This window comes from Pseudomonas sp. AN-B15 (genome assembly GCF_019056475.1).
Taxonomy (GTDB): domain Bacteria; phylum Pseudomonadota; class Gammaproteobacteria; order Pseudomonadales; family Pseudomonadaceae; genus Aquipseudomonas; species Aquipseudomonas parakoreensis.
The window spans coordinates 3,709,225-3,734,442 of the sequence record NZ_CP049737.1 but is presented as its reverse complement, the minus strand read 5'-3'; the positions used below and the strand labels follow the sequence as shown (position 1 = coordinate 3,734,442).

The 25,218-nt window shown below is 61.3% G+C and carries 22 protein-coding genes; 8 read left to right on the top strand and 14 right to left on the bottom strand.

What is annotated here, in order from left to right:
• Nucleotides 1–56: 56 nt before the first annotated feature.
• Genes GTQ41_RS16580 through GTQ41_RS16520 form a run of 13 tightly spaced genes read right to left on the bottom strand, consistent with a single transcriptional unit; the run spans nucleotide 57 to nucleotide 15,290 of the window.
• On the bottom strand, nucleotides 57–1,976 hold the full coding sequence (locus GTQ41_RS16580) for a hypothetical protein (protein WP_047293346.1): 1,920 nt from the start codon (nucleotides 1,974–1,976) through the stop codon (nucleotides 57–59).
• Nucleotides 1,973–3,277: a lipopolysaccharide biosynthesis protein gene (locus GTQ41_RS16575; protein WP_047293348.1), complete on the bottom strand. Its 1,305-nt coding sequence runs from the start codon at nucleotides 3,275–3,277 to the stop codon at nucleotides 1,973–1,975. Before GTQ41_RS16575 ends, GTQ41_RS16580 begins: the two co-directional genes overlap by 4 nt.
• Entirely contained in the window at nucleotides 3,274–4,275 is a 1,002-nt protein-coding gene (locus tag GTQ41_RS16570) for a polysaccharide deacetylase family protein (RefSeq protein WP_047293349.1), read from the bottom strand. The genes GTQ41_RS16575 and GTQ41_RS16570 overlap by 4 nt, the downstream gene beginning before the upstream one ends.
• Nucleotides 4,276–4,288: 13 nt before the next feature.
• Nucleotides 4,289–5,425, bottom strand: coding sequence for a glycosyltransferase (locus GTQ41_RS16565; protein WP_047293350.1), 1,137 nt, complete (start codon nucleotides 5,423–5,425; stop codon nucleotides 4,289–4,291).
• A complete protein-coding gene (locus GTQ41_RS16560) occupies nucleotides 5,418–6,386 on the bottom strand; it encodes a glycosyltransferase (protein ID WP_047293351.1) in 969 nt (322 codons plus the stop codon). The genes GTQ41_RS16565 and GTQ41_RS16560 overlap by 8 nt, the downstream gene beginning before the upstream one ends.
• Nucleotides 6,383–7,750 (bottom strand): O-antigen ligase, encoded by a 1,368-nt coding sequence (locus GTQ41_RS16555; protein ID WP_047293352.1) that lies wholly within the window; start codon nucleotides 7,748–7,750, stop codon nucleotides 6,383–6,385. The genes GTQ41_RS16560 and GTQ41_RS16555 overlap by 4 nt, the downstream gene beginning before the upstream one ends.
• Complete coding sequence (locus GTQ41_RS16550; RefSeq protein WP_047293353.1) at nucleotides 7,747–8,838, bottom strand: glycosyltransferase family 4 protein; 1,092 nt, start codon at nucleotides 8,836–8,838, stop codon at nucleotides 7,747–7,749. The genes GTQ41_RS16555 and GTQ41_RS16550 overlap by 4 nt, the downstream gene beginning before the upstream one ends.
• Entirely contained in the window at nucleotides 8,835–10,427 is a 1,593-nt protein-coding gene (locus GTQ41_RS16545) for a Wzz/FepE/Etk N-terminal domain-containing protein (protein ID WP_047293354.1), read from the bottom strand. Before GTQ41_RS16545 ends, GTQ41_RS16550 begins: the two co-directional genes overlap by 4 nt.
• A 17-nt stretch (nucleotides 10,428–10,444) precedes the next feature.
• Nucleotides 10,445–11,470, bottom strand: a complete 1,026-nt coding sequence (locus GTQ41_RS16540; RefSeq protein ID WP_047293356.1) for a polysaccharide biosynthesis/export family protein — start codon at nucleotides 11,468–11,470, stop codon at nucleotides 10,445–10,447.
• Between the two features lie 21 nt (nucleotides 11,471–11,491).
• Nucleotides 11,492–12,139: a CpsD/CapB family tyrosine-protein kinase gene (locus GTQ41_RS16535; protein ID WP_041066276.1), complete on the bottom strand. Its 648-nt coding sequence runs from the start codon at nucleotides 12,137–12,139 to the stop codon at nucleotides 11,492–11,494.
• On the bottom strand, nucleotides 12,139–12,885 hold the full coding sequence (locus tag GTQ41_RS16530; RefSeq protein WP_047293357.1) for a sugar transferase: 747 nt from the start codon (nucleotides 12,883–12,885) through the stop codon (nucleotides 12,139–12,141). The genes GTQ41_RS16535 and GTQ41_RS16530 overlap by 1 nt, the downstream gene beginning before the upstream one ends.
• Nucleotides 12,886–12,903: 18 nt before the next feature.
• Nucleotides 12,904–13,941, bottom strand: coding sequence for an NAD-dependent epimerase (locus GTQ41_RS16525; RefSeq protein WP_047293358.1), 1,038 nt, complete (start codon nucleotides 13,939–13,941; stop codon nucleotides 12,904–12,906).
• Nucleotides 13,938–15,290 carry a UDP-glucose/GDP-mannose dehydrogenase family protein gene (locus GTQ41_RS16520; protein ID WP_047293359.1) on the bottom strand — a complete coding sequence of 451 codons (1,353 nt, stop codon included), beginning with the start codon at nucleotides 15,288–15,290 and terminating at the stop codon, nucleotides 13,938–13,940. The genes GTQ41_RS16525 and GTQ41_RS16520 overlap by 4 nt, the downstream gene beginning before the upstream one ends.
• A 389-nt stretch (nucleotides 15,291–15,679) precedes the next feature.
• Between GTQ41_RS16520 and GTQ41_RS16515 the strand changes: the two genes are divergently transcribed.
• The 7 genes from GTQ41_RS16515 to GTQ41_RS16485 all read left to right on the top strand — a co-directional run bounded on the left by GTQ41_RS16515 (nucleotide 15,680) and on the right by GTQ41_RS16485 (nucleotide 23,028).
• Nucleotides 15,680–17,377: a sulfatase-like hydrolase/transferase gene (locus tag GTQ41_RS16515; protein WP_217325311.1), complete on the top strand. Its 1,698-nt coding sequence runs from the start codon at nucleotides 15,680–15,682 to the stop codon at nucleotides 17,375–17,377.
• 195 nt (nucleotides 17,378–17,572) lie between these two features.
• A complete protein-coding gene (locus GTQ41_RS16510) occupies nucleotides 17,573–18,226 on the top strand; it encodes an ABC transporter ATP-binding protein (protein ID WP_047293363.1) in 654 nt (217 codons plus the stop codon).
• Complete coding sequence (locus GTQ41_RS16505) at nucleotides 18,223–20,694, top strand: ABC transporter permease (RefSeq protein ID WP_047293364.1); 2,472 nt, start codon at nucleotides 18,223–18,225, stop codon at nucleotides 20,692–20,694. Before GTQ41_RS16510 ends, GTQ41_RS16505 begins: the two co-directional genes overlap by 4 nt.
• Nucleotides 20,684–21,754 (top strand): lipocalin-like domain-containing protein, encoded by a 1,071-nt coding sequence (locus tag GTQ41_RS16500; RefSeq protein ID WP_047293366.1) that lies wholly within the window; start codon nucleotides 20,684–20,686, stop codon nucleotides 21,752–21,754. Before GTQ41_RS16505 ends, GTQ41_RS16500 begins: the two co-directional genes overlap by 11 nt.
• 167 nt (nucleotides 21,755–21,921) lie before the next feature.
• Nucleotides 21,922–22,164, top strand: a complete 243-nt coding sequence (locus tag GTQ41_RS16495) for a hypothetical protein (protein WP_047293367.1) — start codon at nucleotides 21,922–21,924, stop codon at nucleotides 22,162–22,164.
• A gap of 11 nt (nucleotides 22,165–22,175) precedes the next feature.
• Nucleotides 22,176–22,358, top strand: coding sequence for a hypothetical protein (locus GTQ41_RS16490; protein WP_047293368.1), 183 nt, complete (start codon nucleotides 22,176–22,178; stop codon nucleotides 22,356–22,358).
• Nucleotides 22,359–22,443: 85 nt separating this feature from the next.
• Nucleotides 22,444–23,028 carry a hypothetical protein gene (locus GTQ41_RS16485; RefSeq protein WP_047293369.1) on the top strand — a complete coding sequence of 195 codons (585 nt, stop codon included), beginning with the start codon at nucleotides 22,444–22,446 and terminating at the stop codon, nucleotides 23,026–23,028.
• 328 nt (nucleotides 23,029–23,356) lie between these two features.
• On the opposite strand, the gene GTQ41_RS16480 is transcribed toward GTQ41_RS16485, so the two are convergent.
• Nucleotides 23,357–24,163: a glycosyltransferase family 2 protein gene (locus GTQ41_RS16480; protein ID WP_047293370.1), complete on the bottom strand. Its 807-nt coding sequence runs from the start codon at nucleotides 24,161–24,163 to the stop codon at nucleotides 23,357–23,359.
• A 215-nt stretch (nucleotides 24,164–24,378) separates the two neighbouring features.
• Between GTQ41_RS16480 and GTQ41_RS16475 the strand changes: the two genes are divergently transcribed.
• On the top strand, nucleotides 24,379–25,194 hold the full coding sequence (locus GTQ41_RS16475) for a VanW family protein (RefSeq protein WP_047293371.1): 816 nt from the start codon (nucleotides 24,379–24,381) through the stop codon (nucleotides 25,192–25,194).
• Nucleotides 25,195–25,218 lie beyond the last annotated feature (24 nt).

Sequence of the window (25,218 nt, the reverse complement as noted above, 5' to 3'; positions counted from 1 at the left end):
TGATGATATGCAACGCGTGGCGTGCGGGCCCGCGTGGCAGAACATGAATCGACGGTTCATGAAGGGGTCCAGCTGAGGGCGAACAGGGTCTGCCCCGGCAGCTCGAAACGTACGCGGCCGTCCTGGCAGAGAAACGGCGCGTCGCGGCTGCGGTTGTCCGCGCCGAAGTAATGCAATGCACCGTTACTCAGCGGGCACCGGGCGCCGTTCAATTCGATTTGCTGCAGTCGCGTGCCCTTGTTTACGCCGAGCAGGCCACGCTGGGCGTCGCCGGCCATCGCCAGCACATCGACTTCAAAGCCGTCGTTCTCCAGCCACAGCACCTGATGCAGCCAGTGCTGCGCGATGAACTGCTGGGCCAGCCCCACCGGTTTCAGCTCGAAACCCTCAGCGCCCAGGACCCGGATCATGCCCTTGGGGTATTCCGGTTCATCGGCGGCCTGAAACCAGTTGAGCATGCTCAGCAAACCGTCCTGCGAGGCGTTGATCACCACCGAGGTCCACCACAGCGCGGCGTAGCGGGTTTCCTGATCGTAGGGGCTGAGGCTGGAGCCGCTGGACAGGTTGGTCTGATCCAGCAGCAAAGCCTTGCGCGGTTGGCCGCGAGCGTCGAGGCCAACCAGTTCGGCAGCGCGGCGCACGCTGTCGCGGTAGACCCGGGTGGCGAGCAGATCGCGGATCATCCATTCGTGCCAGGCCAGTGCGTCGATCTGCCCGGCGGATTCACCGAGCAAGCGCCGCGCCCAGTCAATGCCACGCTTGTCTGCCGCGTTATCGGCGAACGGCCCGTTGACCAGCCGCGAACTGGCCGGCATGGCGATGCGCACGCCGGCCCTGGCATTCGCTGGATCGCTGCGTACTTGCCTGGCCATGCTGGCGAAAATCGCCCGGTATTGCTCGAAGCTCGAATAGTTGAGGTTCGGCTCATCGGCAAAACCGATGTAGTGCGTGCCTTTGCCGCCCAAGGCGCGGGTGCTGGCCAGCCACGCGTCGAGCCCGCCATTGCTTTGCACATCGGCGCGCAGATCGGCCTGACGCTGGCTGCCGGCGAGCAGGGTGATGTCCTGTCGGATGCCGAAACGCTCCTGATAAACCTTGCGGAATGCGTCTTCGAAGTGCGGGTTCTTCGCCGTGACATCGACAAAGCTGTAGTAACTGGCGGCGGTCGCTTTCAACGCATCCAGCACCGCATGGCTACTGGCGGGCGGCATCACATAGGGCAGGGCGATGCCCAGATCCGGCGTGCGTCCGAGGATTTTTTCGTGCAGGGTCAGGTGGATCTGGCCGGTCTCTTCGCGCACAGGTTTGAGTTGCTGCGGCGTCTGCGCAAACCGATTGGCCGTGCCGTCGAGCCAGAACGCCGCTTTGCCGCTGCCTTGCAGGCGCAGACGCCAGACCTGTTCGCGTTCGCTGACCGGCAACGCCAGTTGATCGAACTGCCAGTAGGCGCGATAGGGTTTGAGCGCCAGCGTCAGTGGCTGATCATCGCCCACCCGTTGCGCCTGCAGCGCGTTGACCCCGCCATGAAACTTGCCGGCCAGCACCGCCTGTTCCCCCGGCGCCACCTTGAAATACAGCTCGTCGCCGTTCTGTGTCTGCGCGCTGAAATGCACCTTGGCCGGCTCGAACAGCGCTACCGTGTGCTCATCGTGTTCGACCCGATAATTGCGGAAGCTGTAGCCAGGGATTTCCAGGCGATAACTGGCAGCGCCGGGCAGCAACGGCCAGCTCTGGGTGCCGCGGGTTTCGCTGGCCTTGATCAAGCGTTCGCCCTGCAGTTTGCCCTGGCCGTCGAGCAGGTACAGATGCTCTTCGTTGGCGTCGGCCTGCCACGCCGGGGTCCAGCGCACGGTCACGCTGTCCGGGCGATCGGCTTGCAGATACAGGCTGCCGTCGCGGATCTCGCCCCAGCGCATCGACGCGGCAAAGGCGTCCAGCGACAGGCCGAGACCGAGCAGCAGGACCAGGCGGTTCATGCGGCCTTCCGGTGCAGCATCTGCCACATCGGCGCGATGTCACTGGGCAGGATGATCAGGGTTTGCCAGAACGCCACGCCGCTCAAACGGCAGTACAACACCAGCATCGCCACCGTCACCGCCAGATAGGCAATCGACGACGCCGCTGCTGCGCCGACGATGCCGTAGGCCGGAATCAACACCAGGTTCAGCGCCAGATTGAGCAGGGCGCCGAGGCCCATCAGCAGCGACACCGTACCGGGGCGGTTTTTTCCCAGCAGGTCCAGACGCAGGATGCTCGCGTAGCACAGCCCGAGCAGCCCCGGCAGCAAGGCGAGCAGCGCCGGATACGCCGGTTGGTAAGCGATGCCGAACAGGGTGACGATCAGCCAGTTGCCGATCACGGCCATGCTCAGGCACGCGCCGAGCATCACTGTGGCGGTCAGGCGCAGGGCCAGCGGGGTGACCTTGTCCATGCCTTCGTCCTGTTGCAGCAGGCGTTTCATCAGCGGCGTGGTCACCGCTTCCGGGACGATCAGCAGCAGTTCGGCGGCGGCGCTGGCCATCGCATAATGACCCAGCGCGGTGCTGCCGAGCAGAGCGCCGATGAACAGGTAGTCCGACCGCAGAATCACCTGCTGGAACAGCAGGTCCGGATGGCTGCGCGCGCTGTAGCGCAGCAGTTCGTTCTGGCTCGCGCGATCCCATTGCAGGTGCAGCGGTTGCGCGCGTTTGAGCCAGACCCAACCGGCCAACACCACCAGGCTGATTCCGGCCAGCCAACTGATCAACGCCGCTTCCAGTGCCGCGCTTTTCCACATCCAGAACAGCGCGAGAAACAGCAGCAGCGGCGCCAGCGATTCGGTCAGGCGCAAGGCGTTGAACGCGACCACGCCACCGGAGGCGTTGTGCAGGGTCAGCAGACCGCTTTTCAGCACGGTCAGCGGTACCGCCAGCAGTAACAGCCAGGCCAGCAGACCGAGCTGCACGGTGACATCCAGTTCACTGCCGAACTCACGCACCAGCGCCACCACCAACAAGGTCAACAGGCCGGCGAGCAAGCATCCGAACACCAGCACCTGACTCAGCAGCAGCCCCATCGGTCGTTGCTTGGCGGCCTGATAACCGACGGCTGAATTCAACCCGCCACTGGTGGCAGCGCTGATCAGATCGGGCAAGGTGCTGAGCAGCGCAAACAGCCCGCGCTCACTGGGGCCGAGGATCCGCGCCAGCAACACGTTGCGCAGCAAACGCAAGGCGATCATCGCCAGTTTGGTGCCCATGCTTAGCGCCAGATGCTTGAGGTAATGGCTGCGGCTCATGGCCGGTTTCCACGAAAGATGCGCCACGACAGCAGCTCGGGATTACGCGCGGTGCGTTGGCTGACGCCGAAACGTGGCAGGTTCAGTGGATCGCCTTCGCCGCGATAGATGCCGGTGCCGGTGCCCAGCGCGAACGGGTAATCGTGGGCAGCAATCTGCCTGCGCACACGGTCGTCGTTGTTGCCGTTGGGGTAGCAATACACCGGCAGTGGCCGGTTGCAGCCGTTGTTCAAGGCGTCGCGGCTGCGACGGATTTCTTCGCTCAGGCGCACATCGTCCAGTTCCGTGAGGATCGCGTGGCTGGCGCCGTGCGGGCCGAAACGCACCAGTCCCGAGGCTTCCAGCGCCCGCACCTGGTGCCAGTCCAGCGCTTGCGGCTGCGCTTCGGGCGGGCATTCGTCAGTCAGGCGTTCGAGCATCGCCGGTTCAAGGTCTTTGAGGCTTTGCAGGTAATGCAGCAGCGACAGGCTGCGACGGTCGACATCAATGTCATCGACCAGTACCGGCAGTGGGCGATGGATCATGTGCAGGTATTCGATCAAGTGCATGCGGGCCTTTTCGCCATGGCTGCCCCACAGGGTCTCGCCAAGGCTTTCCCACCAGAAGCGCTGGCGGCTGCCGATGAAGTCGGTGGAGAGAAAGATGCTCGCCGGCACCTGATGTTTTTGCAGCAGCGGGAACGCATTGACCGCGTTGTCGCGCCAGCCGTCGTCGAACGTCAGCGCCACCCGTGGACGATCGCTGCGCAGTGAGGTGGGCGCAAGGATGTCCATCAGCGGCACGCAATCGAAGTGTCGGCGCAGCCACACCAGCAGGTGCTCGAAGGCTTTCGGTCCGACACACAGCTCATTGCGGTGCGGCAAGTCGGCAGCGCGGTCGTTGGCCAGCACCCGGTGCAACATCAGGATCACCCCGGCGCCGTGCAGCTGATTTCGTCCCACCGGGGAATTGAGGTAAAGCCAGCCACTGGTGCGTTTTATTAATTGTTTGATCGCCATGGCTTCGCTCCTTTCAACGGTTTTGTTCAGGATTCCACTGGGCGTAACGCTGGCCGCGCAGGAACTGCCACAGGCCGATGCTCATGCCTGCCAGCGTGACCAGCAGAAATGCCGCAAGGCGAAACGGTTTGGGTAACCGGTGTTGTGAATCCAGCAGTCCGGCAATCGCCAAGGCGTAACCGAACAGTTGGGCGATCAGGGCCAGTCGATAGAACCCGTGGTCCTCCCACAGCCAGAAATTGCTCAGCAGCAATGGCAACAGGAGGATCGGTGCCAGACGGCGGATCAGCTTGTGGCTGATCAGCGCAATCGAATACAAGCCATGTTTGAACGGGTTGAGCAGTTCACGGCGCTGGGCGAGGCTTTGCAGGCCACCGACGGTGACGCGTTGACGGCGGCGGAACTGTTTGTCCGCTTCGTCGACACCGTGGTCGATCACTTGCGCCTCGGGCACATAGACAATGCGCTTGAAGGCGACCGGCGCGCAGGTGCTGAGAAAGAAGTCGTCATTGACCTCCGCCGGTACGCTCTGGAACAGCTCGCGGCGCAGGGCGAGCAGGGCGCCGTCGGCCGAGACCATGCAACCGGTGCGATTCTCCACCCGGCGCAGCCAGCCCTCGTAATGTCGGTACAGACTGTCGCCGACGCTCAAGCCGCCACCGGTCACCGGAATCACCATGTGCCCGGCGCAGGCGCCGACATTCGGGTCACTGAGGGGCGCGAGCAGGTAGCCGAGGGTTTCCCGCGACCATTGGTTATCGGCATCGGTGAACACCAGGATATCGCCGGTCGCCAGCGCCGCCCCGGCGTTCAGCGTTGCCGCTTTGCCCTGGCGCGGCAGATCGAGGACGGTGATGCGCGAATCGACCACCTTGTGCGCACAGGCCACGGTGTCGTCGGTCGAGCCGTCGCTGGCGAGGATGATCTGCAGCGTGGCCGGCTGATAGTCCTGCGCCAGCAGCGTGCGCAATTTGTGCTCGATATGCCGCGCCTCGTTGTGCGCGGCGATCACGATGCTGATGTTCAGCGGCGGCGCCGGGCTGTGGCGCCAGGCCGGGAACAGCGGTGCCAGCACGGTCAGCAGCAAAGGGTAGCCAAGGTAGGCGTACACCGGCAGCAGCAGGCACAGCCAGAAAATGAATTCAGCCACGGGCAGGCCTCCTTGCGGTCCAATGACACAGACTGAGAATGAACGCGGCACCCGCCAGGTGCAGACGCACCCAGTGCAGGCCCCAGAGTTGCAGGGTCAGAACGACATTGTGGTGCCGAGCGCTCTGACGAATGCTCAGCACCAGTGCGGGCACCAGGGTCAGCATCACCATGATTGCAGCGTGATGCGGAAAGCCGTCGAGCAAGGCCGAGAGGGTCAGAAAGTCCAGTATCCACACGCCAAGCGAGAGCAGTGGAAAACGCAGCAGCCGCAGGCTGAACCCATGGGTGCGCAGCAGTTGCAAGTGACTGCCTTGCCGCCACATTTCCTTGCCCATCCACTCCCGCCAGTTCATTTCGTAGCCCCAGTGCAGGGCCACGCTGCTGTTCACCGACAGCAGCCGCGCGCCTTGTTCGTGCAGACGCAGGGTGAACTCTTTGTCTTCGCCGGTGCGCAGGTGTTCGTTGAAACCACCGACCTTGTCGAACCAGTGCCGGCGCATCAGCAGGTTGCAACTGGGCAGCCAATCCACCGTATGCGATGCCTGGCTCGGCGGGCGCAGCGTGCGGCGTTGCCAGGCGGTGGCGTACCACGGCGCGGCAGCGGGGGTGTGCAGGTCGAGGCCGAACACGTCGGCCTGACCCTCGGCTTGCAGCTCGAACAAGGGCTTGAGCCAGTCTTCGGGCATCTCGACGTCGGCATCGATAAACGCGATCCACTCGCCGCTTGCCAGCAGGGCACCGCGATTGCGCAGCGCACCGATCAACAGGCCCGGCAGCACCAGCACCTGTGCACCGAATTGACGGGCGATGTGCGGGCCGTCGTCGTTCGAGCCGTTGTCGACCACGATCAACTCGCAGTCGACATCGGCCGCATGTGCGGCTTTTTGCGCGGCCAGCAGCGTGCGGCCAATGTGCCGCGCCTCGTTGAACATCGGGATGATGATGCTGATCCGGCTCATGGTCTGGCCTCGGTCAGTGGCGCCTGTTCGGCTTTGAGGCGCAGGACGCTGGTCAGCGCAAGCATGATCCACACGTATTTCTGGTTCGGCGCGCTGAGGAACATCAGGAACAGGGTCAGCGACAGGAAGCTCACGCCGAGGTGGGTCATCAGATTTGCCTGTTGCCAATCGCGCCGCAGCATCCACGCGGCGCGTGCGCGAATCAGGTTGTACAGGCCGAGGCCGAGCATACCGACGAACAGCAGACCGGCAGGAATCCCCAGTTCACTGAAGATTTCCAGGTAGGTGTTGTGCGCACGGCGGTACAGGTCGCCGATCTTGCGGTTGGCGGAAAACGCCTTGGCGTAGCCGGTGGTCGCGTAGTGCAGCGGGAAGGTGCCGGGGCCGGAGCCGAGCAACGGGTTCTCGCGGATCATCTGGCCGCCGACCACGATGTACGAGGCGCGGCGGCCGAGGGATTCGTCCTGTGCCTTGGAACCGGCGCTGAGAATACTCAGCGACTGAATGCGCGCGACGTAGCCGGCGGGCATCGCGTAGATCGCCAGCGGAATCACGATCGCCGCACCGAGCATGGCGAACCCCAGGTGCCGTGGACGGATCCGGGTGAGTTGCGCGCGGTAGTGCCAGCAGCCGATCAGCAGACTCAAGGCCACCACCACCAGCCCGGAGCGCGATTCGGTTTTGGTCATGCCACCGAGCAGCAGCAGGCAGCAAGCGCCCCAGAACAATCGGTGCAGCAGGTTGGGCCCACGAATCACCAGCAGCAGCGCCAACGGAATGGCGAAGGCGATCAGCAGGGCAAACGCGTTGGGGTCTTCCAGAAGACCGGCAGCGCGCCCCTGATCCTGGAATTTGACCGAAAACATCGCCATGGCGCAGGTCGTGCTGACGCTCAGGGTCACCAGTCGGGCGAACAGGTCGAGATTCAGTTCACGGCCAATCAACAGGGTAATGACAAACAAGATCAGCCCGACGCTCAGTTCGCGCAGGTGTCCCAGCGACATGCCCACGTCATCGGTGTTGAGCAGGCTGAGGAAATACAGGACCAGAAACCACAGCAGAAACCGCCAGATATTGCTGCGCAGGCGTTCGCCGGGAATCTGGTGCAGGGCCAGTTGCAGCATCACGATCACCGCCAGCGAGGCGCCGATCAGTTTGCTTCCGGACAGCGCACTGTCCTTGAAGAAACCTTCAAACGGTACCAGCGCGGCAATGCCCAGCAGACCCCAGGTCGGCTTGCGGTACAACACCGTGAACCCCACCAGACCAATGACCGCACCCGGTGCGAGAAATGGATAAGGGCTGGCGAGCAAACCGATGCACACCAGACCGAGCAGCGTGACGATCGAGAGCGGGAAAATCATGCGCGTGCCTCCCGTGCCGTGCGGATGTACAGCTGCGACCAGCGTTCGGCCAGGGCCTTGAGGTCGTAGCGATCCTGTTGCGTACGCTTTGCGTTGTCACACAATTGCCGAGCCAGGTTCGGCTCGTTCAGCAGGTTATCGAGCTGGCGGGCGAGGTCGGCGCTGGCGGCGGGTGTCGCCAGCAAGCCGTTGTACCGATGCTCGAGTACATCGGGAATGCCGCCGACCGCAAACGCCACCACCGGCACGCCGCTCTGCATCGCTTCGAGCAGAATCATCGGCGTGCCTTCGGTGCGCGAGCTGATCACCAGCGCATCCAGTTGCTGCCACCACGGCTGCATGGCGGTCTGGTAACCGGGCAGGCGAATTCGTTGCTGCAAACCTGCGGCGTCGATCCGCGCCTGCAGCGCCTCACGTTCCGGGCCGTCGCCGAGCATCACCGCGTCCAGTTGCGGATGCTGGTGACACAGCGGAATCAGGGCATCGAGAAACAGGTCCGGGCCTTTCTCGCTGCTCAAGCGCCCGACATAACCGGCCAGCCAGCGCTGACGGTCAACGTTGCTGACCCGCGCGGCGGCGGCGGGTAACCCGTTGGGGATCACCTGCAGCTTTTCAGCTTGCACGCTGGCCTGACGATGCAATACCGCGATGCTCTCGGCCACGCACACCACCCGATCCACCGAGGCGGTGCGGCACAACTGCAGACTCAGCCAGGTGTAAAACTTCTGCTTGCGACTGCGCGGGGTGAAGCCGTGTTGGGTGATGACCAGCGGCAAGCGCAACAGCGTCGCGCCGACCCAGCCGAACAACAGCCCCTTGAAGTTGTGAGTGTTGATCAGCGGCCGTTCGCTGCGCCGGGCCCGCAGGTGGCGCAACAACTCGCCCGGCCCGGCACAACCACGACAGTCCACCCCGGCCTCGCGAAAGCGCGCGATCAACGCTGGCGGTGCATCGAGAAACAGCACCTGGTGCTGCCCCGGTGTCGCCAGGCAGTGATCGAGCAACATGCGCTCGGCCCCATAGAAGCCGCCGCTGCTGAGCAAGTGAATGATCGGCAGCGCGGCGTTCGGGGTGGACAGCGTGTTCAATTGCGCACCCAGTGCACGAAGCTTGGCACGGTCCAGTTCTTGTGCGGATTGCTCGGCAGCACGTTTTCGTCGTTGATCACCAGCAACACGGGCAGGCCCAGTTCGTGGGTGATTTGCGCCGGGTGTTTGAACCGGTGATCGAAGAACTCACGCACATAGACCAGGGCAATCGCCAGCAGCAGACCGGTGAACAGCCCGAACGGGATGATCAGCAGCGGTTTGGGGAACGCCGGCTCGGTTGGCTCAAACGGCGGGCTGAGCACTTTGGCGTTCGACAGGTCATCGTTGAGCGAACCGGCGGTGCTGCTTTCGGCGAAGCGTTGCGCATAGGTCGAGAACGCCGTGTGCAGCGCGTCGATTTCCGTGTCCATCTGCCGCAGCTTGCTCTGGGTCTGTTGCAAGGTGTGGATGCGGTTCTTGAACTCGGCGATGCGCGCGGTTTTCTGATCGATCACCTGTTGCACCACGGCCAGGTCGTTGGTGCGTTCCTGAATGCGGTTGCTCACCACTTTGAGGAACTGCTGGCGGGTGCGGGCGATCTGCTCGCGGGTCAGCAGCATCGGCTCGCTGCCGGGCTGGAACACCGCGAGGTCATTCATGTAGCGGCTGACTTGCGTGGTCAGTTGCTCGCCCAACTGTTTGATTTCCCGATCCTCGAACGCCACGTTATCGACGGTGGTGGTGAAGGTGAAGGGGAAGGTGTAGTCGTTGAGCTTGTTGCTGCTGGCGGCCGTCAGCGCAGTTTTCAGGTATTCGAGCCAGCGCTGGCTCTGCAACAGGCGATCCTGATACAGGTTCAGGGCTTGCTCTTCGGTGTTGATCGCGTTCAGGCGGAAGGTGATTTCTTCTTTCGGATCGGACGATGCAACACTCTCCAGCAGCGCTTGCCGATTACCTTCCAGTCCATCGAGGCGCACCTGATACAAGTGCTTCTTGGTTTCGTAGAAAGACTGCGGCAGGTCGATCGACTGCAGCGCCTGACGGCTGACCAGATAGTTCTGCAATAAGGCGCTGACGAAGGTCGTGCCCTGATGCGGATCCGGGAAACTGTAGATGATCGAGATCACGTTGGAGCCGGGCAGGGTCTCGATCTTCAGGCTGTCGATCGCATCTTGCGTCAAGCCATCGAGCACCGTGTCACGCACCGGATCGGTTTGCAGCCCGAGCATGTTGCGCAGGGGATTGATCACGTACTCACGCAGCGGCGAAGAGACGTAACGGCGGAACGGGTTGCTCACCAGTTTGGCGAATACCCCCACAGGCGGGTCGTACTCGCCCTTGTCGCGTAGCTCGCTGATGGTCTGGCGGATCAGCGCCGGGGACCGCAGGATGTTGCTTTCGGTTTCCATGTCCGCCAGCGACGGCGGAATGAAGGTGGCGTTATCGACCGTCAGTGACGTGGTGGCGTCACCCTGAGAGAGTTTTTTCGACTGCACGATCACCTGGGCGGTGATATCGAAGCTCTGCTTGAGCACCAGCGGCAGTACCAACGCGATGACTGCAAAGATCAGGAAGACCCGTTTCACCAGCTGCTTGTTGGCGAAGAAGATCCTGAAGAACTCATGCAGGTAGTTTTCCTTTGGATTCATGATCGGTCACCTGAGAGTCAGTTGTTGTTACTGCCTTTGTTGTCGACGCGGTAGCCGAAGCTGAAACCCACGCCCTGGAACAACACCACGTCGGCCAGTTGCCGGGCCAGATCGCCGGCACTCGCCAGTTTGGTTTTTGGCACGAACAGCATGTCGTCCGGTTGCAGATAGGCGATCTGCGACGCATCGCCCGACAGGGCTTTTTCCACGTCGTAGTGCACGGCCTGCACCTGATTGCCGTTGCGGCGCATGATCACCACCGAGTCCAGACGCGCCTTGACGTTGGTGCCGCGCGCCAGGGTCAGCGCTTCAAGCACCGATACCGGACGGCGGATCGGGTAGGAGCCCGGTTGGCCGACCTCGCCCAGCACGTAGATCTCGTTGCCAGCGGTGGACTTGAGCATCACATCGACGCTCATCCGCCCCGGCAATTGCGCGTACTTCTGGTTGAGGAAGGTTTCCAGTTGATTGATGGTCATGCCTTGCAGCGGCACCGCGCCGATTTCTGGAAAGCTCGCATAACCGTCATTGCCCACGGTGATCTCGCGGCTCATGCCGGTGGCCGGGTGATTCAGCGCGCTTTTCAGGTTCTGCTCATTGGTCAGCGGACTGATGACCTGCACCGTCAGTTGATTGCGGTTGGGCTGGAACAGCTGTTTGCGCTGGTAGGCACGCTGGATTTCATCGCGCGCCTCATCGGCGGTCAGGCCGGCGATTTTCACCGAGGTGTTGGCGCCGGGCAGGTTGATGGTGCCGTCGGGCAGCACCAACTGGTTGCCATTGAGCTGGCTGGCAGCGGTGAAGTTCAGGCCGATCTGGTCACCCGACTGCACGCGATAGGCATCCGAGCCGCTGGTGCTGATGTGGAAGATCACATCCAGCACGTCTTGCGGGCGCAAGGTCTGCTCGATCTTCGGCATGTCGGTGGCCTGGGCGTTGGCCGGGGTGGCGGTGAGAATATTCACCGGCATGTGCTGGGTTTCGGAATTGCTCGAGCAGCCTGCAAGCGGCAGCATCAGCAGAACCAGTATCTTGGCGTTCATGGCGTCATCCCTCGCGTTTGCTTACAGGTTTTTGTAGAGCCACTTGGGCATGTAGTACTTGCGCCGGTTGAATACGCTGCCGACCACTTTTGCCCCGGCCTGAGTCAGGCGTTGCACGGCGGCCTGGGCGACTTCCCAGCGGGTGTCTTCGGCGCGCACCACGAACACCACGCCATCGACCTGAGTGGCGAGCACCAGCGTGTCGGCGGCGGAATACACCGCGTCACCGTCGATCACCACGAAGCGATACTGCGTGCCCAAGCGGTCGAGCAGCGGGCTCAGGCGCTCGGCGGTCAAGTGCTCCAGGGTGCGGATCGGCCGGCCGTTGGGCAGCACGTGGAACGGCAGGCTGGAAACCTGCACCACGCAATCCTGCAACAGCGGCGGGTTGTCCGGGTTGAACAGCAGGTCGCGCAGGCCGCGCTCCTTGCCCAGGTTCAATTGCTGCGTGAGGCTGCCCGCCGACTGGCTGGCGTCGACCAGCAGCACTTGGCCGCTGCTCATCTGCGCCAGTTGGCTGGCCAGCGCCAACGCGCTGGTGGTGGTACCGGCGCCGGGGTTGGCGGCGGTCAGGAACAGGATCCGCAGATCCAGATCCAGCACGGTCGAAATCAGGTTCGATTCGCTGGGGTTGGCAATGCTCAGGCTTTTGTTGGTTGAACCGTCCATTAGCTTGCTCCGTGGCCGCTGAATACTTTGAAGGGGGTTTTCAACAAGATCTTCAGATCAAGCAAAAGGCTTTGCTCGGCGATGTAGCTGAGGTCCAACTCAACGCGCTGGTCGAAGTCGATGTTGCTGCGCCCGGAGATCTGCCACAGGCCGGTCATGCCGGGGTAGATGCTCAGGCGCGCGAGGTGATTGTCCTTGTAGCGGTAGGCGTTGAACGAGGTCGGCCGCGGGCCGACCAGGCGCATGTCACCGCTCACCACGTTGAACAGGTTGGGCAGTTCATCGAGGCTGGTGCGCCGCAGGAAACCGCCGATACCGGTGATGCGTGGGTCCTTGTCGATCTTGAAATCGATGGCGTCGACCCCGTGCTTGTTGAGGTGACGCAGCGATTCCTTCAGCTCTTCGGCGTTGCAGACCATGGTGCGGAACTTGTACATGCCGAAGGTGCGGCCGCGATAACCGGTGCGTTTCTGCACGAACATCACCGGCCCCGGGCTGGTGAATTTGATGGCCAGCGCCAGGCCCAGCAGCAGCGGCGAAAACACCACCAGCAGCACCAGCGCACCGAAGCAGGCCAACACCCGGTTGGTGCGGGACAGCGTCCATGGCCGGCCACCGTCACGGCCGGTCAGCCAGCCACGGCCCTGCCTGTGGATGGCGGAATCGAGGCGCATTCGGTGCTCGGGATCCATGCGCTTGTCGCGGCGCATCTGGTTGATCGGTACACCTTGTTCATGTCCAGTCATGGGGTCCTCCGCTGATGTTCAGCCGCGAGCGGCGCGTGGGCGATAGGCAGTGGGGTAGTAGTCGCGAAACCAGGCGATGAAACGCCCCAGTCCTTCATCCAGCTCGATCCGGGGCTGGAACCCGGTGGCCTGGGCCAGATCATCGGTCTCGGCACAGGTGTTGAGCACATCGCCCGGTTGCAGGGGCAAGAGCTCGACAATGGCTTTCTGGCCGAGGTGTTTTTCCATCAGCGCCAGGTAGGTTTTCAGCTCCACCGGGTGGTGGCCGCCGATGTTGAACAGGCACCACGGGGCCATGCTGCTGCCGGCGTCGGGGTGCTCGCGATCCCACTCCGGGTGGCTGTGTGGCGGATGGTCGGTGAGGCGCGCGATGCTTTCGACGATGTCGTCTATGTAGGTGAAGTCGCGCTGGTGCTCGCCGTAGTTGAACAGTTTCAGCGGCGTGCCTTCGGTGATCGCCCGGGCAAACTGGATGGGCGACATGTCAGGCCGCCCCCAAGGGCCATACACCGTGAAAAAGCGCAGGCCGGTGCTGGGAATGCCAAACAGGTGGCTGTAACTGTGGGCCATCAGCTCATTGGCTTTTTTAGTGGCGGCGTACAGCGACAGCGGGTGATTGACACCGTCGTGCACCGAATACGGCGTGTGCTGGTTGGCGCCATACACCGAGCTCGACGAGGCGTAAATCAAGTGCTCCACCGGATGGTGGCGGCAGCCTTCGAGAATGTTCAGGAAGCCGCAGAGATTGCTGTCCAGATAGGCTTTCGGATTTTCCAGCGAGTAGCGCACCCCGGCCTGCGCCGCGAGGTGGATCACCACCTGCGGTTGCTCGCGGACAAACAGCGCTTCGATCGCGGCGGCATCGGCCAGATCAATCCGCGCCAGCGAGAAGTGCCCGACCTGATCACGCACCCATTGCACGCGATCGTGTTTGAGCTGCGGATCGTAGTAGCCGTTGAAATTATCCAGGCCGACCACCGCATGTCCGTCGCGCATCAGCCGCAACACGCAATGGGCACCAATGAAGCCGGCTGCACCAGTGACCAGGATTTTCATGGGCGCAGTCCTTCGGGTGCGATGTGGCGCAGGCCGATGCCGCTGTAATGCAAACCGGCGGCGGCCACGTGTTCCGGGTTGTAGAGGTTGCGACCGTCGACAATCACTTTGGAGCGCAACTTGCTCGCCAGCAGCTCGAAATCCACCACGCGGAAATTCTTCCATTCGGTGCAGATCACCAGCGCATCGGCATCTTCCAGGGTGTCGTCGCGGGTGGCGCACAAGTGCAGATCGTCGCGATAGCCGTACAGGCGCCGGCATTCGGACATGGCCTCCGGATCGTAGGCCTGCACGCTCGCGCCTTCGGCCCACAGCGCGTCCATCAGGTAGCGGCTGGGGGCTTCGCGCATGTCATCGGTATTGGGTTTGAACGCCAGGCCCCAGATCGCGATCGACTTGCCGGCCAGGCCTTGCGGAAACTGCGCCTTGAGTTTGCTGAAAAGAATGTGCCGCTGGCTGTCGTTGACGTCAGTGACGCTGCGCAGCAGTTTCAGCGGCATGCCGTTGTGTTCGGCGGTGTGCAGCAGGGCGCGCAGATCCTTGGGAAAGCACGAACCGCCGAAGCCGCAACCGGGGTAGATGAAGTGGTAACCAATGCGCGGATCGGAACCGATGCCTTTGCGCACCGCTTCGATGTCGGCGCCCAGCAATTCAGTGAGATTGGCCAGCTCATTCATGAAGCTGATACGCGTGGCGAGCATCGCGTTGGCCGCGTACTTGGTCAGCTCGGCGCTGCGGTTGTCCATGAACATCAGTTTTTCGTGGTTGCGGCAGAACGGCGCGTACAGCTCGCTCATCTGTTCGCGCGCCGCGTCATCGCGGGTGCCGACGATGATCCGGTCCGGGCGCATGCAATCGGCGAGGGCGCTGCCTTCCTTGAGGAATTCGGGGTTGGACACCACCCGCACCTGGAGGCTGCTGCGGCCGCGGCGCTGCAATTCTTCGCTGGCCTTGGCGGCGACCTGATCCGCCGTGCCGACCGGCACCGTGGACTTGATGATCAGGGTACGATCGGCCTCCATGTGCGAGGCGATCTGCCGGGCGACGTTGAGCACATGGGTCAGGTCGGCGGAACCGTCCTCATCGGCGGGGGTGCCCACGGCGATGAAGATCAACTCGGCATGCTCCACTGCGTCGCTGGCCTGGGTGCTGAACAGCAGACGGCCAGCCTTGATGTTTTCTTCCAGTGCAGCGGATAAGCCCGGTTCGCTAATAGGCGGCACGGCTTGTTGCAGTTGTTTAATCTTGTTCGGGTCAATATCGACACATAAAACCCGATGTCCCACATCGGCAAGTGCGGCGGCTTGAATTAATCCGACATAGCCGGTGCCAAATACGCTCACGTCCATCTGCGCACCCTCGATAGAGCGAAAAGAAGAAGTTCGGAAGAAGACTGTAAAAGGGGTATAGCGCAGGGTTTGGAAAGCGTGTCAGCAAAATGACATGTTGCACCTGTATAACACTTGAGCGCTTTTTGGCGATTGGCCATCAAGTCATTGCTGCGATTGGATTTGTTGATTTTTTGCAGATTTGTTCAGATTCAAAATAAGCGATAAACGGTTTTAAGTCTTTAATTTAAAGGCTTCTAGCGTTTCGTGTGTGTCAGATTTGAGTCACCGGTTTTTTGACGCTTTGTGAAAAAAACAGTCAATTCTTGCGCTTTGATGGCCGGGTGCTAGTGTCAGGTTCTGACCGACAAACCTTTGACTCCCTGCCGTTTTGCGCGAGCGGTATCGCCATGTTCAGATATGCCAAAGAATTACTTTTATTTGTTTACTTGCTGCTTTACTCCGAATATTACATTGATCGGTTAAATGCTATCGGCGCAGGTTTTGCTGTACTTCTTTTTGGCGCGATGTTTTTGGCGCTTACTTTGGCGTTATATCTAACGGCGTATATTCGTCAAGCTCTCATTCGCCACTTGTTCGCAATAACACTGTTTGTCTCGGCAGTGTTTTTCGATGTTTATACCCGGGTCACCGCGGATTACCTGAGCTACAGCAGCTTTGTCTCGCTGGTTTACTCTGGCGGCTTCATTCAGGAAGCCGCTTACCAGTATCGCGACGCGATCATTCATGGCGTGCTCAGCGGCCTGCTGTTGCTGTTCGGCATCGGGCTCAAACCGCGGCATGCGCTGGCAGTGCCCAATGCATTGCGAGTGGCGGCGCCGGTGTGTGGTGTGCTGCTGTTGAGCGCGGTGTTGTTCCTGCGGGCGGGCGAGGGGGCGCGGGGCTTGCCGATCATGTACACGCCGCTGGCCTATCTGAACCTGTTCACCTATGAAGCGCTGCACAACACGGTCGGTCCGCGTGAGCCCGTGACGCTGGCGCGCAGCGCTGCGACGGTCAATCACGACATCGTGCTGATTATCGACGAAAGCATCTCCGGCAATTACCTGGACATCAACGCGCCGTTCGGGGTGCACAGCAACCTCAAGCAGGCGCATCCGGGGGTCGAGATTTTCAACTACGGCTACGCCGCGTCCATTGCCAACTGCAGCGCCGATACCAACGTTACGTTGCGTTACGGCGGTACGCGTGCCGACTACATACGGATCAACAGCACGCTGCCGTCGATCTGGCAGTACGCGAAAAAGGCCGGGTTGCGCACGGTCTACATCGACGCCCAGCGCACCGCCGGCAATCTGCAGAACCTGATGACCGACACCGAGAAAAAGGACATCGACGAGTTCGTGCAGTTTGACCAGACCAGCGTGCGAGACCGCGACATGGCTGCCGCCGCGAAGCTGATCGAGTTGCTCAACGACGATCAGCCGGAGCTGGTGGTGATCAATAAAGTCGGCGCGCATTTCCCGGTGCACGACAAGTACCCCGACGCCTTCATGGCCTACCGTCCGACCCTGCCGCGCGGGCAGTTCACCGAAGTCGCCGATACCGGCAAACGCGACGGTTTCAACGGCCAGCCGGACGATTGGCTGTTGTACCGCAACGCCTACAAGAACACGGTGTTATGGAACGTGGGCGAGTTTTTCGCCCGGGTATTTGCCCAGGCCAGGCTGAACAATGCGCTGCTGATCTACACCTCCGATCACGGCCAGGACCTGCATGAGCGCGGCAATCCCGGGCTCAATACCCACTGCGGTGGTGATCCGGTGGAGGAGGAGGGGTTGGTGCCGCTGGTGGTGATTCAGGGCGATCAACTGCACGGCCCGGATTGGGCGCAGTCATTGCCGGTGAACAAGGACCGTTCCAGTCACTACAACATTTTCCCGACGCTGCTGCAGCTGATGGGTTACGACCTGGCGGGCATCGAGGCGGTATACGGCAAACCGCTGACGCTGCCGACGGCGGACGATTTCACCTTCAACTACCGCTTCAATGCGCGGCTGGGGGCCAGACCTGAGTGGAAGCACATTGATCTGAACACCATTGTCACGCCGGGGGAGGCGGCGACCAGTGTGGCGTCCGGGGATTGAGCGTTGTGTCGGGTTCACTGGCCTCATCGCTGGCAAGCCAGCTCCCACAGTGTTTCAGGGTGAACCTGGTGTTTGTGGACAACCCCAATCCCTGTGGGAGCTGGCTTGCCAGCGATGAGGCCAGTGCAAACACCACTGATTTGATCAGCCCGCAATCCGCTATCCTTGCCCCACACTGATCCAACGGATGGCGGCATGCTTCAGGTTCAAGGCGTTTTCAAAAGTTATCTCACTCCCCAAGGCTCATTACCCGTGCTGCAAGGCGTCGACCTGACGCTCGAACTCGGCGGCAGCCTGGCGCTGATGGGCGAATCCGGCAGTGGCAAAAGCACTTTGCTGCACCTGATCGCCGGCCTCGACAAGGTGGATCGCGGCAGCATCCACAGCGGCGAGCATCGACTGGAGCAGATGAACGAAGCGCAACTGGCCGACTGGCGCCGTACCGAAATCGGTCTGGTGTTCCAGCAGTTCAACCTGATCGGCAGCCTGCGGGTCGAGGACAATCTGGCGTTTCAGGCGCGTCTGGCCGGGCGCCATGACCCGCGCTGGCAAGCGCATCTGGTGCAGCGTCTGGGTTTGGGTGATTTGCTCAAGCGTTATCCCGAACAACTGTCAGGCGGCCAGCAGCAGCGGGTTGCTTTGGCCCGGGCGTTGGCGTCGCGACCGAAACTGCTGCTGGCCGACGAACCCACCGGCAGCCTCGACGAAGCCACCAGCGATGAAGTGCTGCGCCTGTTGCTGGAGTTGCTCGACGACACGCCGACCACGCTGCTGATGGTCACGCACAGCCCACGCGTGGCGGCGCGACTGGCGCAGCTGGTGGTGTTGTCCAAGGGCCGTCTGACGTGAACGTGTTCTGGCAAACCCTGCGTGCGCTGCTCAGCCATTGGCGGCGGCATCCGGTGCAGTTCTTCAGTGTGCTGACGGGATTGTGGCTGGCCACCAGTCTGTTGACCGGCGTCGAGGCGCTGAACAGTCAGGCCCGCGACAGTTACGCCCGGGCGAGCCAGATGATTGGCGGCGAACCGCAGGCCAGCCTTGCTACGCCCAATGGCGCGACGTTTACCCAGCAATGGTTCGTTGACCTGCGCCGCCAGGGCTGGCCGGTCTCGCCGCTGTTGCAGGGGCGGCTGGCGCTCAAGGATCACCCGGATCAGCGCCTGCAGCTGATGGGCATCGAACCGGTGTCGCTGCCGGTGGATTCCGCCGTGGCCGGACAGGCGATGCCGATCGAGCGCATCGTCGCGTTCTTCTCGCCGCCGGGCGTTACGTGGATTTCGCCTGAGACCTTGCAGGCCCTGAACCTCAGCGAAGGCGCAACACCCCAAGCCGTCAACGGCCAATACCTGCCACCGCTGCAGGTACAAAAGGACATGGCGCCGGGCGTGTTGCTGGTGGACATTGGCGTCGCGCAGAGTCTGCTGGAGCAACACGGGCAAGTGTCACGCTTGTTGCTGCCCAAGGATTTTCACGCCGAGTTGCCGGCCGCGTTCAATGGCCGGTTGCAGCTCAAAAGCAGCGCCGAAGAAAACAATCTGGCGCGCCTGACCGAGAGCTTCCACCTGAATCTTGATGCCTTGGGATTTCTCTCGTTCGTGGTCGGGCTGTTCATCGTGCACGCGGCCATCGGTCTGGCGCTGGAGCAGCGTCGTGGCCTGCTGCGCACCTTGCGTGCCTGCGGGGTCGGTGCGCGGATGCTGATCGGCAGCCTGATCGTCGAACTCGGTGTGCTGGCGTTGATTGGCGGGGTGTTCGGAGTCATCAGCGGTTACTGGCTGGCGAGCGTATTGCTGCCGGATGTCGCCGCCAGCCTGCGTGGTTTATACGGCGCGGAAGTGGCGGGGCAGTTACGCCTGAGTCCGTGGTGGTGGTTCAGCGGTATTGGTCTGAGTCTGTTCGGCGCGTTGCTGGCCGGCGCCAACAGTCTGTTGCGGGCGGCACGTTTGCCGCTGTTGGCGGTGGCGGACCCACAGGCCTGGCATCAGCAACATGCGCGCTGGTTGTGCCGTCAGGGTTGGCTGGCGGTGCTATTGGACGTGATCGCGCTGCTGGCGCTGCTGTTCGGCGACAGCCTGAGCAGTGGTTTTGTGTTGATGGCCGGGTTGCTGCTCGGTGCCGCACTGGCGTTGCCGGTGGTGCTCAGCGCGGTGCTCAATCGATTGCTTGGGCGCAGTCGTTCGGTGCTGGGTCAGTGGTTTCTTGCTGATTGCCGCCAACAGTTACCGGCACTGAGTCTGGCGCTGATGGCGCTGCTGCTGGCGCTGGCGGCCAATATCGGCGCGGGCAGCATGACCGCCGGTTTTCGCCAGACCTTCAACGACTGGCTCGAACAACGCCTGAGTGCCGAGCTGTACCTCAACCCGGTGAATCCGGCGCAATCGCGCGAGATGTACGTCTGGCTCAAACAACAGCCGAACGTCAGCGCGGTGCTGCCCAACTGGCAAGTCGCGGTGACCCTGCAAGGCTGGCCGGCTGATGTCTTCGGGGTGATCGATCATCCTTATTACCGGCAGCACTGGCCGTTGCTCGAGGCGCTTGCCGGTGATCCGTGGGCGCATTTGGCGACGGACGATGCGGTGATGCTCAGCGAACAACTGGCGCGACGGCTGAAGGTTCGCGCGGGGGATCATCTGAGCGTACCGACGCCGGGCGGGCCGTGGTCACCGCGCATCGTCGGCATCTACGCCGATTACGGCAATCCCAAGGGCCATCTGTTGGTCAACAGCAACCACCTGCTGCGCCTGTGGCCGACGCTGACGCCGAACCGTTTCAACCTGCGTATCGCGCCGCCGGACATCCCGTGGTTTTTGACCGCGCTGCAAACGCGCTTTCAGCTCGATGACAGCCGCATCGTGGATCAGGCGCGGCTCAAGGGCTGGTCGGTGCAAGTGTTCGAACGCACTTTCGCCGCCACCGCCGCGCTCAACAGCCTCACTTTGGCGGTGGCCGGTGTGGCGCTGTTCATCAGTTTGCTGACCCAAAGCCAGAGCCGCCTCGGGCAACTGGCGCCGCTGTGGGCCTTGGGCGTGACGCGCCGGCAGTTGATGCTGCTCAACCTCGGCCAGACCTGGTTGCTCGCGCTGCTGACGCTGGTGCTGGCGTTGCCGCTGGGGATCGCGTTGGCGTGGTGTCTGGACGCGGTGATCAATGTGCAGGCATTCGGCTGGCGCTTACCGCTGCGGATCTTCCCGCTGCAACTGCTGCAATTGATGGGATTGGCGTTACTGGCGACCTTGCTGGCCTCGGCGTGGCCGCTGTATTCGTTGTACCGCACGCAACCGGCGGATCTGCTGAGGACGTTTGCCCATGAGGATTAACCGGGTTGCGCTGCTGTTCGCGCTGCTGCTGTTGGCCGGTTGCGATCAGCCTGTGCCTGAGCAGAAGGGCTTCGCCGGACTTGGCGATCAGGCTGCGCAGTTCACCGCTGTGGTGCCGGGGCGGGTATTCAGCTTCCCGGCGGATCACGGCGCCCACGATGGATTTCGTATCGAGTGGTGGTACGTCACCGCCAATCTAAAGGATCAGCAGGGCCACGATTTCGGTGTGCAATGGACGCTGTTTCGCAGCGCCCTGAAACCTGCGCCAGAGCAATCGGGCTGGGCCAGCCAGACGATCTGGCTCGGGCATGCCGCGGTGACGTCGGCCACCGCGCACCATGCCGCCGAGCGCTATGCCCGAGGCGGAGTGGGGCAAGCCGGGGTGAACGTGGCGCCGTTCGAGGTGTGGATCGATGATTGGCGCTTCGCCAGCCAGGCGCAGGATCCGCTGACGGATGTGCAACTCAGTGCCCGCGACAAAGCCTTCAGCTATCAACTGCACCTCACCTCCAGCCGCCCGCTGGTGTTGCAGGGCGACAACGGCTTCAGCCGCAAATCCGCACAGGGCCAGGCCTCGTACTACTACAGTCAGCCGTTCTTTCAGGCCAGCGGCACCCTGCAAATCGACGGCCAGACCTACACCGTCAGTGGCCCGGCATGGCTGGACCGTGAGTGGAGCAGCCAGCCGCTGGCGGCCAATCAGACCGGCTGGGACTGGTTTTCCCTGCATCTGGACAGCGGTGAATCGCTGATGCTGTTTCGCACCCGACAAACCGATGGCGCACCGTATCTGACCGGCACCTGGATCAACGCCGACGGCCAGACTGAAACCTTGCACGCTGAGCAGATCAAACTCACGCCGCAAAACACCGCAAAAGTTGCCGGGCACACGATGCCGGTGCGCTGGTCGATCAGCATTCCCGACAAACACCTCGACATCAGTCTCGACGCGCTCAACCCCAAGGCCTGGATGGACCTGCGCATTCCTTATTGGGAGGGCCCGGTGCAGATCAGCGGCAGCCATGGCGGGCGCGGCTATCTGGAAATGACCGGATACTGACTGCTGATTGCCATTCATGTAGGAGCTGCCGAAGGCTGCGATCTTTTGATCCTGTTTGTAAAAATCAAAGTCAAAAGATCGCAGCCTGCGGCAGCTCCTACAGGGATTGGGTTGAACTCCGTTTCATTGCGCAGCCTCTACAAACTATTACCCGTGGAGGATTAGCCATGAGCGACGACCTGCAACCCCCAGACCTCAGCACCTGGCAGCGCCTGTTCGACGATCAGACCTACTGGCAGCAGTCCCCCGACGCTCACTATTTCGACCTGCAACGCATCGCCGACGATCTGCTCGGTCAAGGCGCGATCGATCTGGAGCAGTGGCAGATCCTGCGCGCCAAGGCCGATGACCTGCACAAGAATTCGCCCGCCGCGAATGTCGTCAATGAACTGGATGACCCTGACGCCTGAGGAGCACTCCCATGAAACCCGTATCCCCCAGTGAACATCCCGATGAACCCCGGCCACCGGGAGAGACCGAGCGCGATAACGACGCCCTGCGCCCGACCGACCCCAAGCAACGCAAGGACAGCGGCAAGGGCACCGCCAGTGGCGAATCCACTGCGCAAGAGACTGCTGCGGCAGAATCGAAAGCCAAGCCCTGAACAGCGTCTATGCTCAGTGGCACATTCGGCGCCAAACACGCGTTGGCGCCAGTTGCTGCCATTCACTACAGGGAAAGTACCGCTTATGAAGCTCCACGCTCTGGCCAAGGCCATCACCCTTGCAACCGTTCTGTCCGCCACCAGCTTCGTTGCCATGGCGGCGGACATTCCGCTGTCCGCCACCATCGAGGCCGATCAGGTCACCACCAAAGTGCTGGCCGTTGATGCGGCCAACCATCAGGTCGTGCTCGAAGGTGCAGAAGGTCGTCAGGTTCACGTCCAGCTCAGCGACAAGGCGAAAAACCTCGCCAACCTCAAGGTCGGCGACCTGGTAAAACTCGAAGTCCAACGCTCGGTGGCGGCTTACCTCGATACCGATGTGGATAAAGGTCTGCCTGGCACCGTCGAGCGTAGCGGCGAGCTGCGCAAGGCGCCGGGCAGCGAAAACCCGGGCGGCGAGGCTTATCGCCAGATTCAGGTGCAACTGAAAATCACCAAAATTGATTTGAAGAATAATCAGGTGACCCTGGAAAACCCGCAGGGTCAGTCGAAAACCCTCGACGTGAAAAAGCCTGAAATCCAAGCCAAGCTGAAAGATCTGAAAGTAGGGCAGAGCGTAGTTGTCACTTATACCGATGTATTAAAAGTGACCAGTCAGCATGAAAGCTGAGTATTAACTCTACAAGATGATTGTTCTTGTACAAATTATTGTATGAGAACAATCATCTGAAATGAGCTGAGCCGTGCTTTGAAAGTTTCACGAAAGGATTTCGTCGATAAATATCTATTAACTTATTCGTACATAAAATTTACCTTTGTGTATGACGACATATCCGCCAACTTCTATTAAAATCCTTCCCGTTCGCCCAGTGTCAGGGCTCTTTACCGGTGCATGGATTGCCAGGCCATTACACTGGGCGAACACCTCTTAGGAGCGGATGTATACAATTTCAGATTAAAAAAGGGCGACTTTGCGGTCGCCCTTTTTGTGTTCATGATCAAACCGATGCTTGCTTTTCAAAACGTTTGAGAGTGGCCTCGTACATTCTGGTACGACGGTGGTTTTTGCCGTAGGTGCCGGCGGCAGCGACGGTGCCTGCCTGGATGTGATCCAGATAGCGGAAAATCTTGCGCGGTGACAGCAGCTTGATGCCGAAGCCCAAAGCGACCATTCGATCCTGCAGGGTATAACCGGGAACTCGGTCATCCATGCAAAAGTGCAGTCCCTGAGACTTCATCAACCTGGCGTTCCACAACGTGCAAAAACTTTTGAGGTGAGTTTCCCGATAAGGTTTCGGCTCTTTACTGCGCAAACCCAATGCCGTTTTCGCCCGGCGAATATAGTGTTTGCAAAAACGCGAAGTTAGTCGCCAAGTGTCTCTGACAATCCCGCGATTGATTTGCTCGACACACCCGACTGCAGCAATGTCTGCAGACTTTGCGCACTCACGCAGCATCATCGCGAAGACTTCCTTGTCGTAGACAAAAGTGTCGGTGTGCAGCAGAAACAGATAGTCGGTTTCAACTTTTTCCAGCGCCAGATCCAACGCCTTGCCATGGGCGATATGTCCCGCTTCTTTGCCGGGGGAGGAGCGTTCGATCAGATTGATCCAGTCCAGCGAGCGCAAATAATCCAGACTGGCGTCGGCAGAATCATTGTCCACCACCCAAACCGGAATGCGCTGCGCCTGAACGTGCTGACGCAACAACTCCAGGCACATCCGGGTGATGTCCGGGGTTTTGTAATTTACCAATACAAGACTGAAATTCGGCTGCGTAACGGCTGGTAAATCAAACTGGCTCATTCGGGAAGCTCATCCGCGGTTGATCGGCGACAGGTGTCTCTCGGGCCGGGATGCTAGCGACGCAAGCTTAGTTGAAGCTTAATTTGCTGTTCAGGAAGTGAGGCGAGGTGTTTCGAGACACGACATCTCGCGCACGACGCAAGCCGGCCCACAGGCTAAACTGCGTGCTCCTCGGATGCGTCAAGGAAGAAACGGCACCTGCCGTCGCCCCACGGATGAAACCACTTTCCCTCTATCACCCGGCCCTGTACTGGCTGCGCGTGTGGCAAAAAAGACTGTTCCGCCAGATCGCCTGGCACTGCTCCAGCAAACGCTACGCACGCCTTGTGGCCGGCGCTGACCGTCTGCCATTTCGCTACCTCAAACACACCTCGAAACTCATCCGCAAACTCGGCGACTCCGACCTCGCCCTGCAACACAACAAAGTCATCAACCTGAAACTCGCCGTCGCCGCCATCGACGGCCTCATCATCGCCCCAGGCGAATACTTCTCCTTCTGCCGCCTCGTCGGCCGCCCAACCCGCAAACGCGGCTACGTCGAAGGCATGGAACTGTCCTTCGGCGAAGCACGCAGCGGTATCGGCGGCGGAATCTGCCAACTGAGCAACCTGATCCACTGGATGGCGATTCACTCGCCGCTGGTCGTTGTTGAACGCTCCAACCACAGCTTCGATCCATTCCCGGATGAGGGGCGAGTGCTGCCATTCGGTTCCGGTGCGGCAATTTTCTACAACTACGTTGACCTGGTACTGCACAACCCGACGGATCGGAGTTTTCAGTTGAAGTTGAATGTGGGGGACACGCAGCTGGAGGGCGAGTTGTTATGCGATCAGGTGCGGGCGTATCGGTATCACGTGTTTCAGGAAGGGCATCGGTTTGTGCGGGAGGGGGAGCGGGTCTATCGGGAGAATGAGATCTGGCGGGAGGTGAGGGAGAAGGGGCAGGTGGGGGAGTTGGTGGAGCGGGTGAGGTTGTATCGGAATCGGGTGGTGGTTAAGTATGAGGTGGCGGAGGAAATGGTGGAGAGATGATCGCTATACCGTAGATGGTGAAAA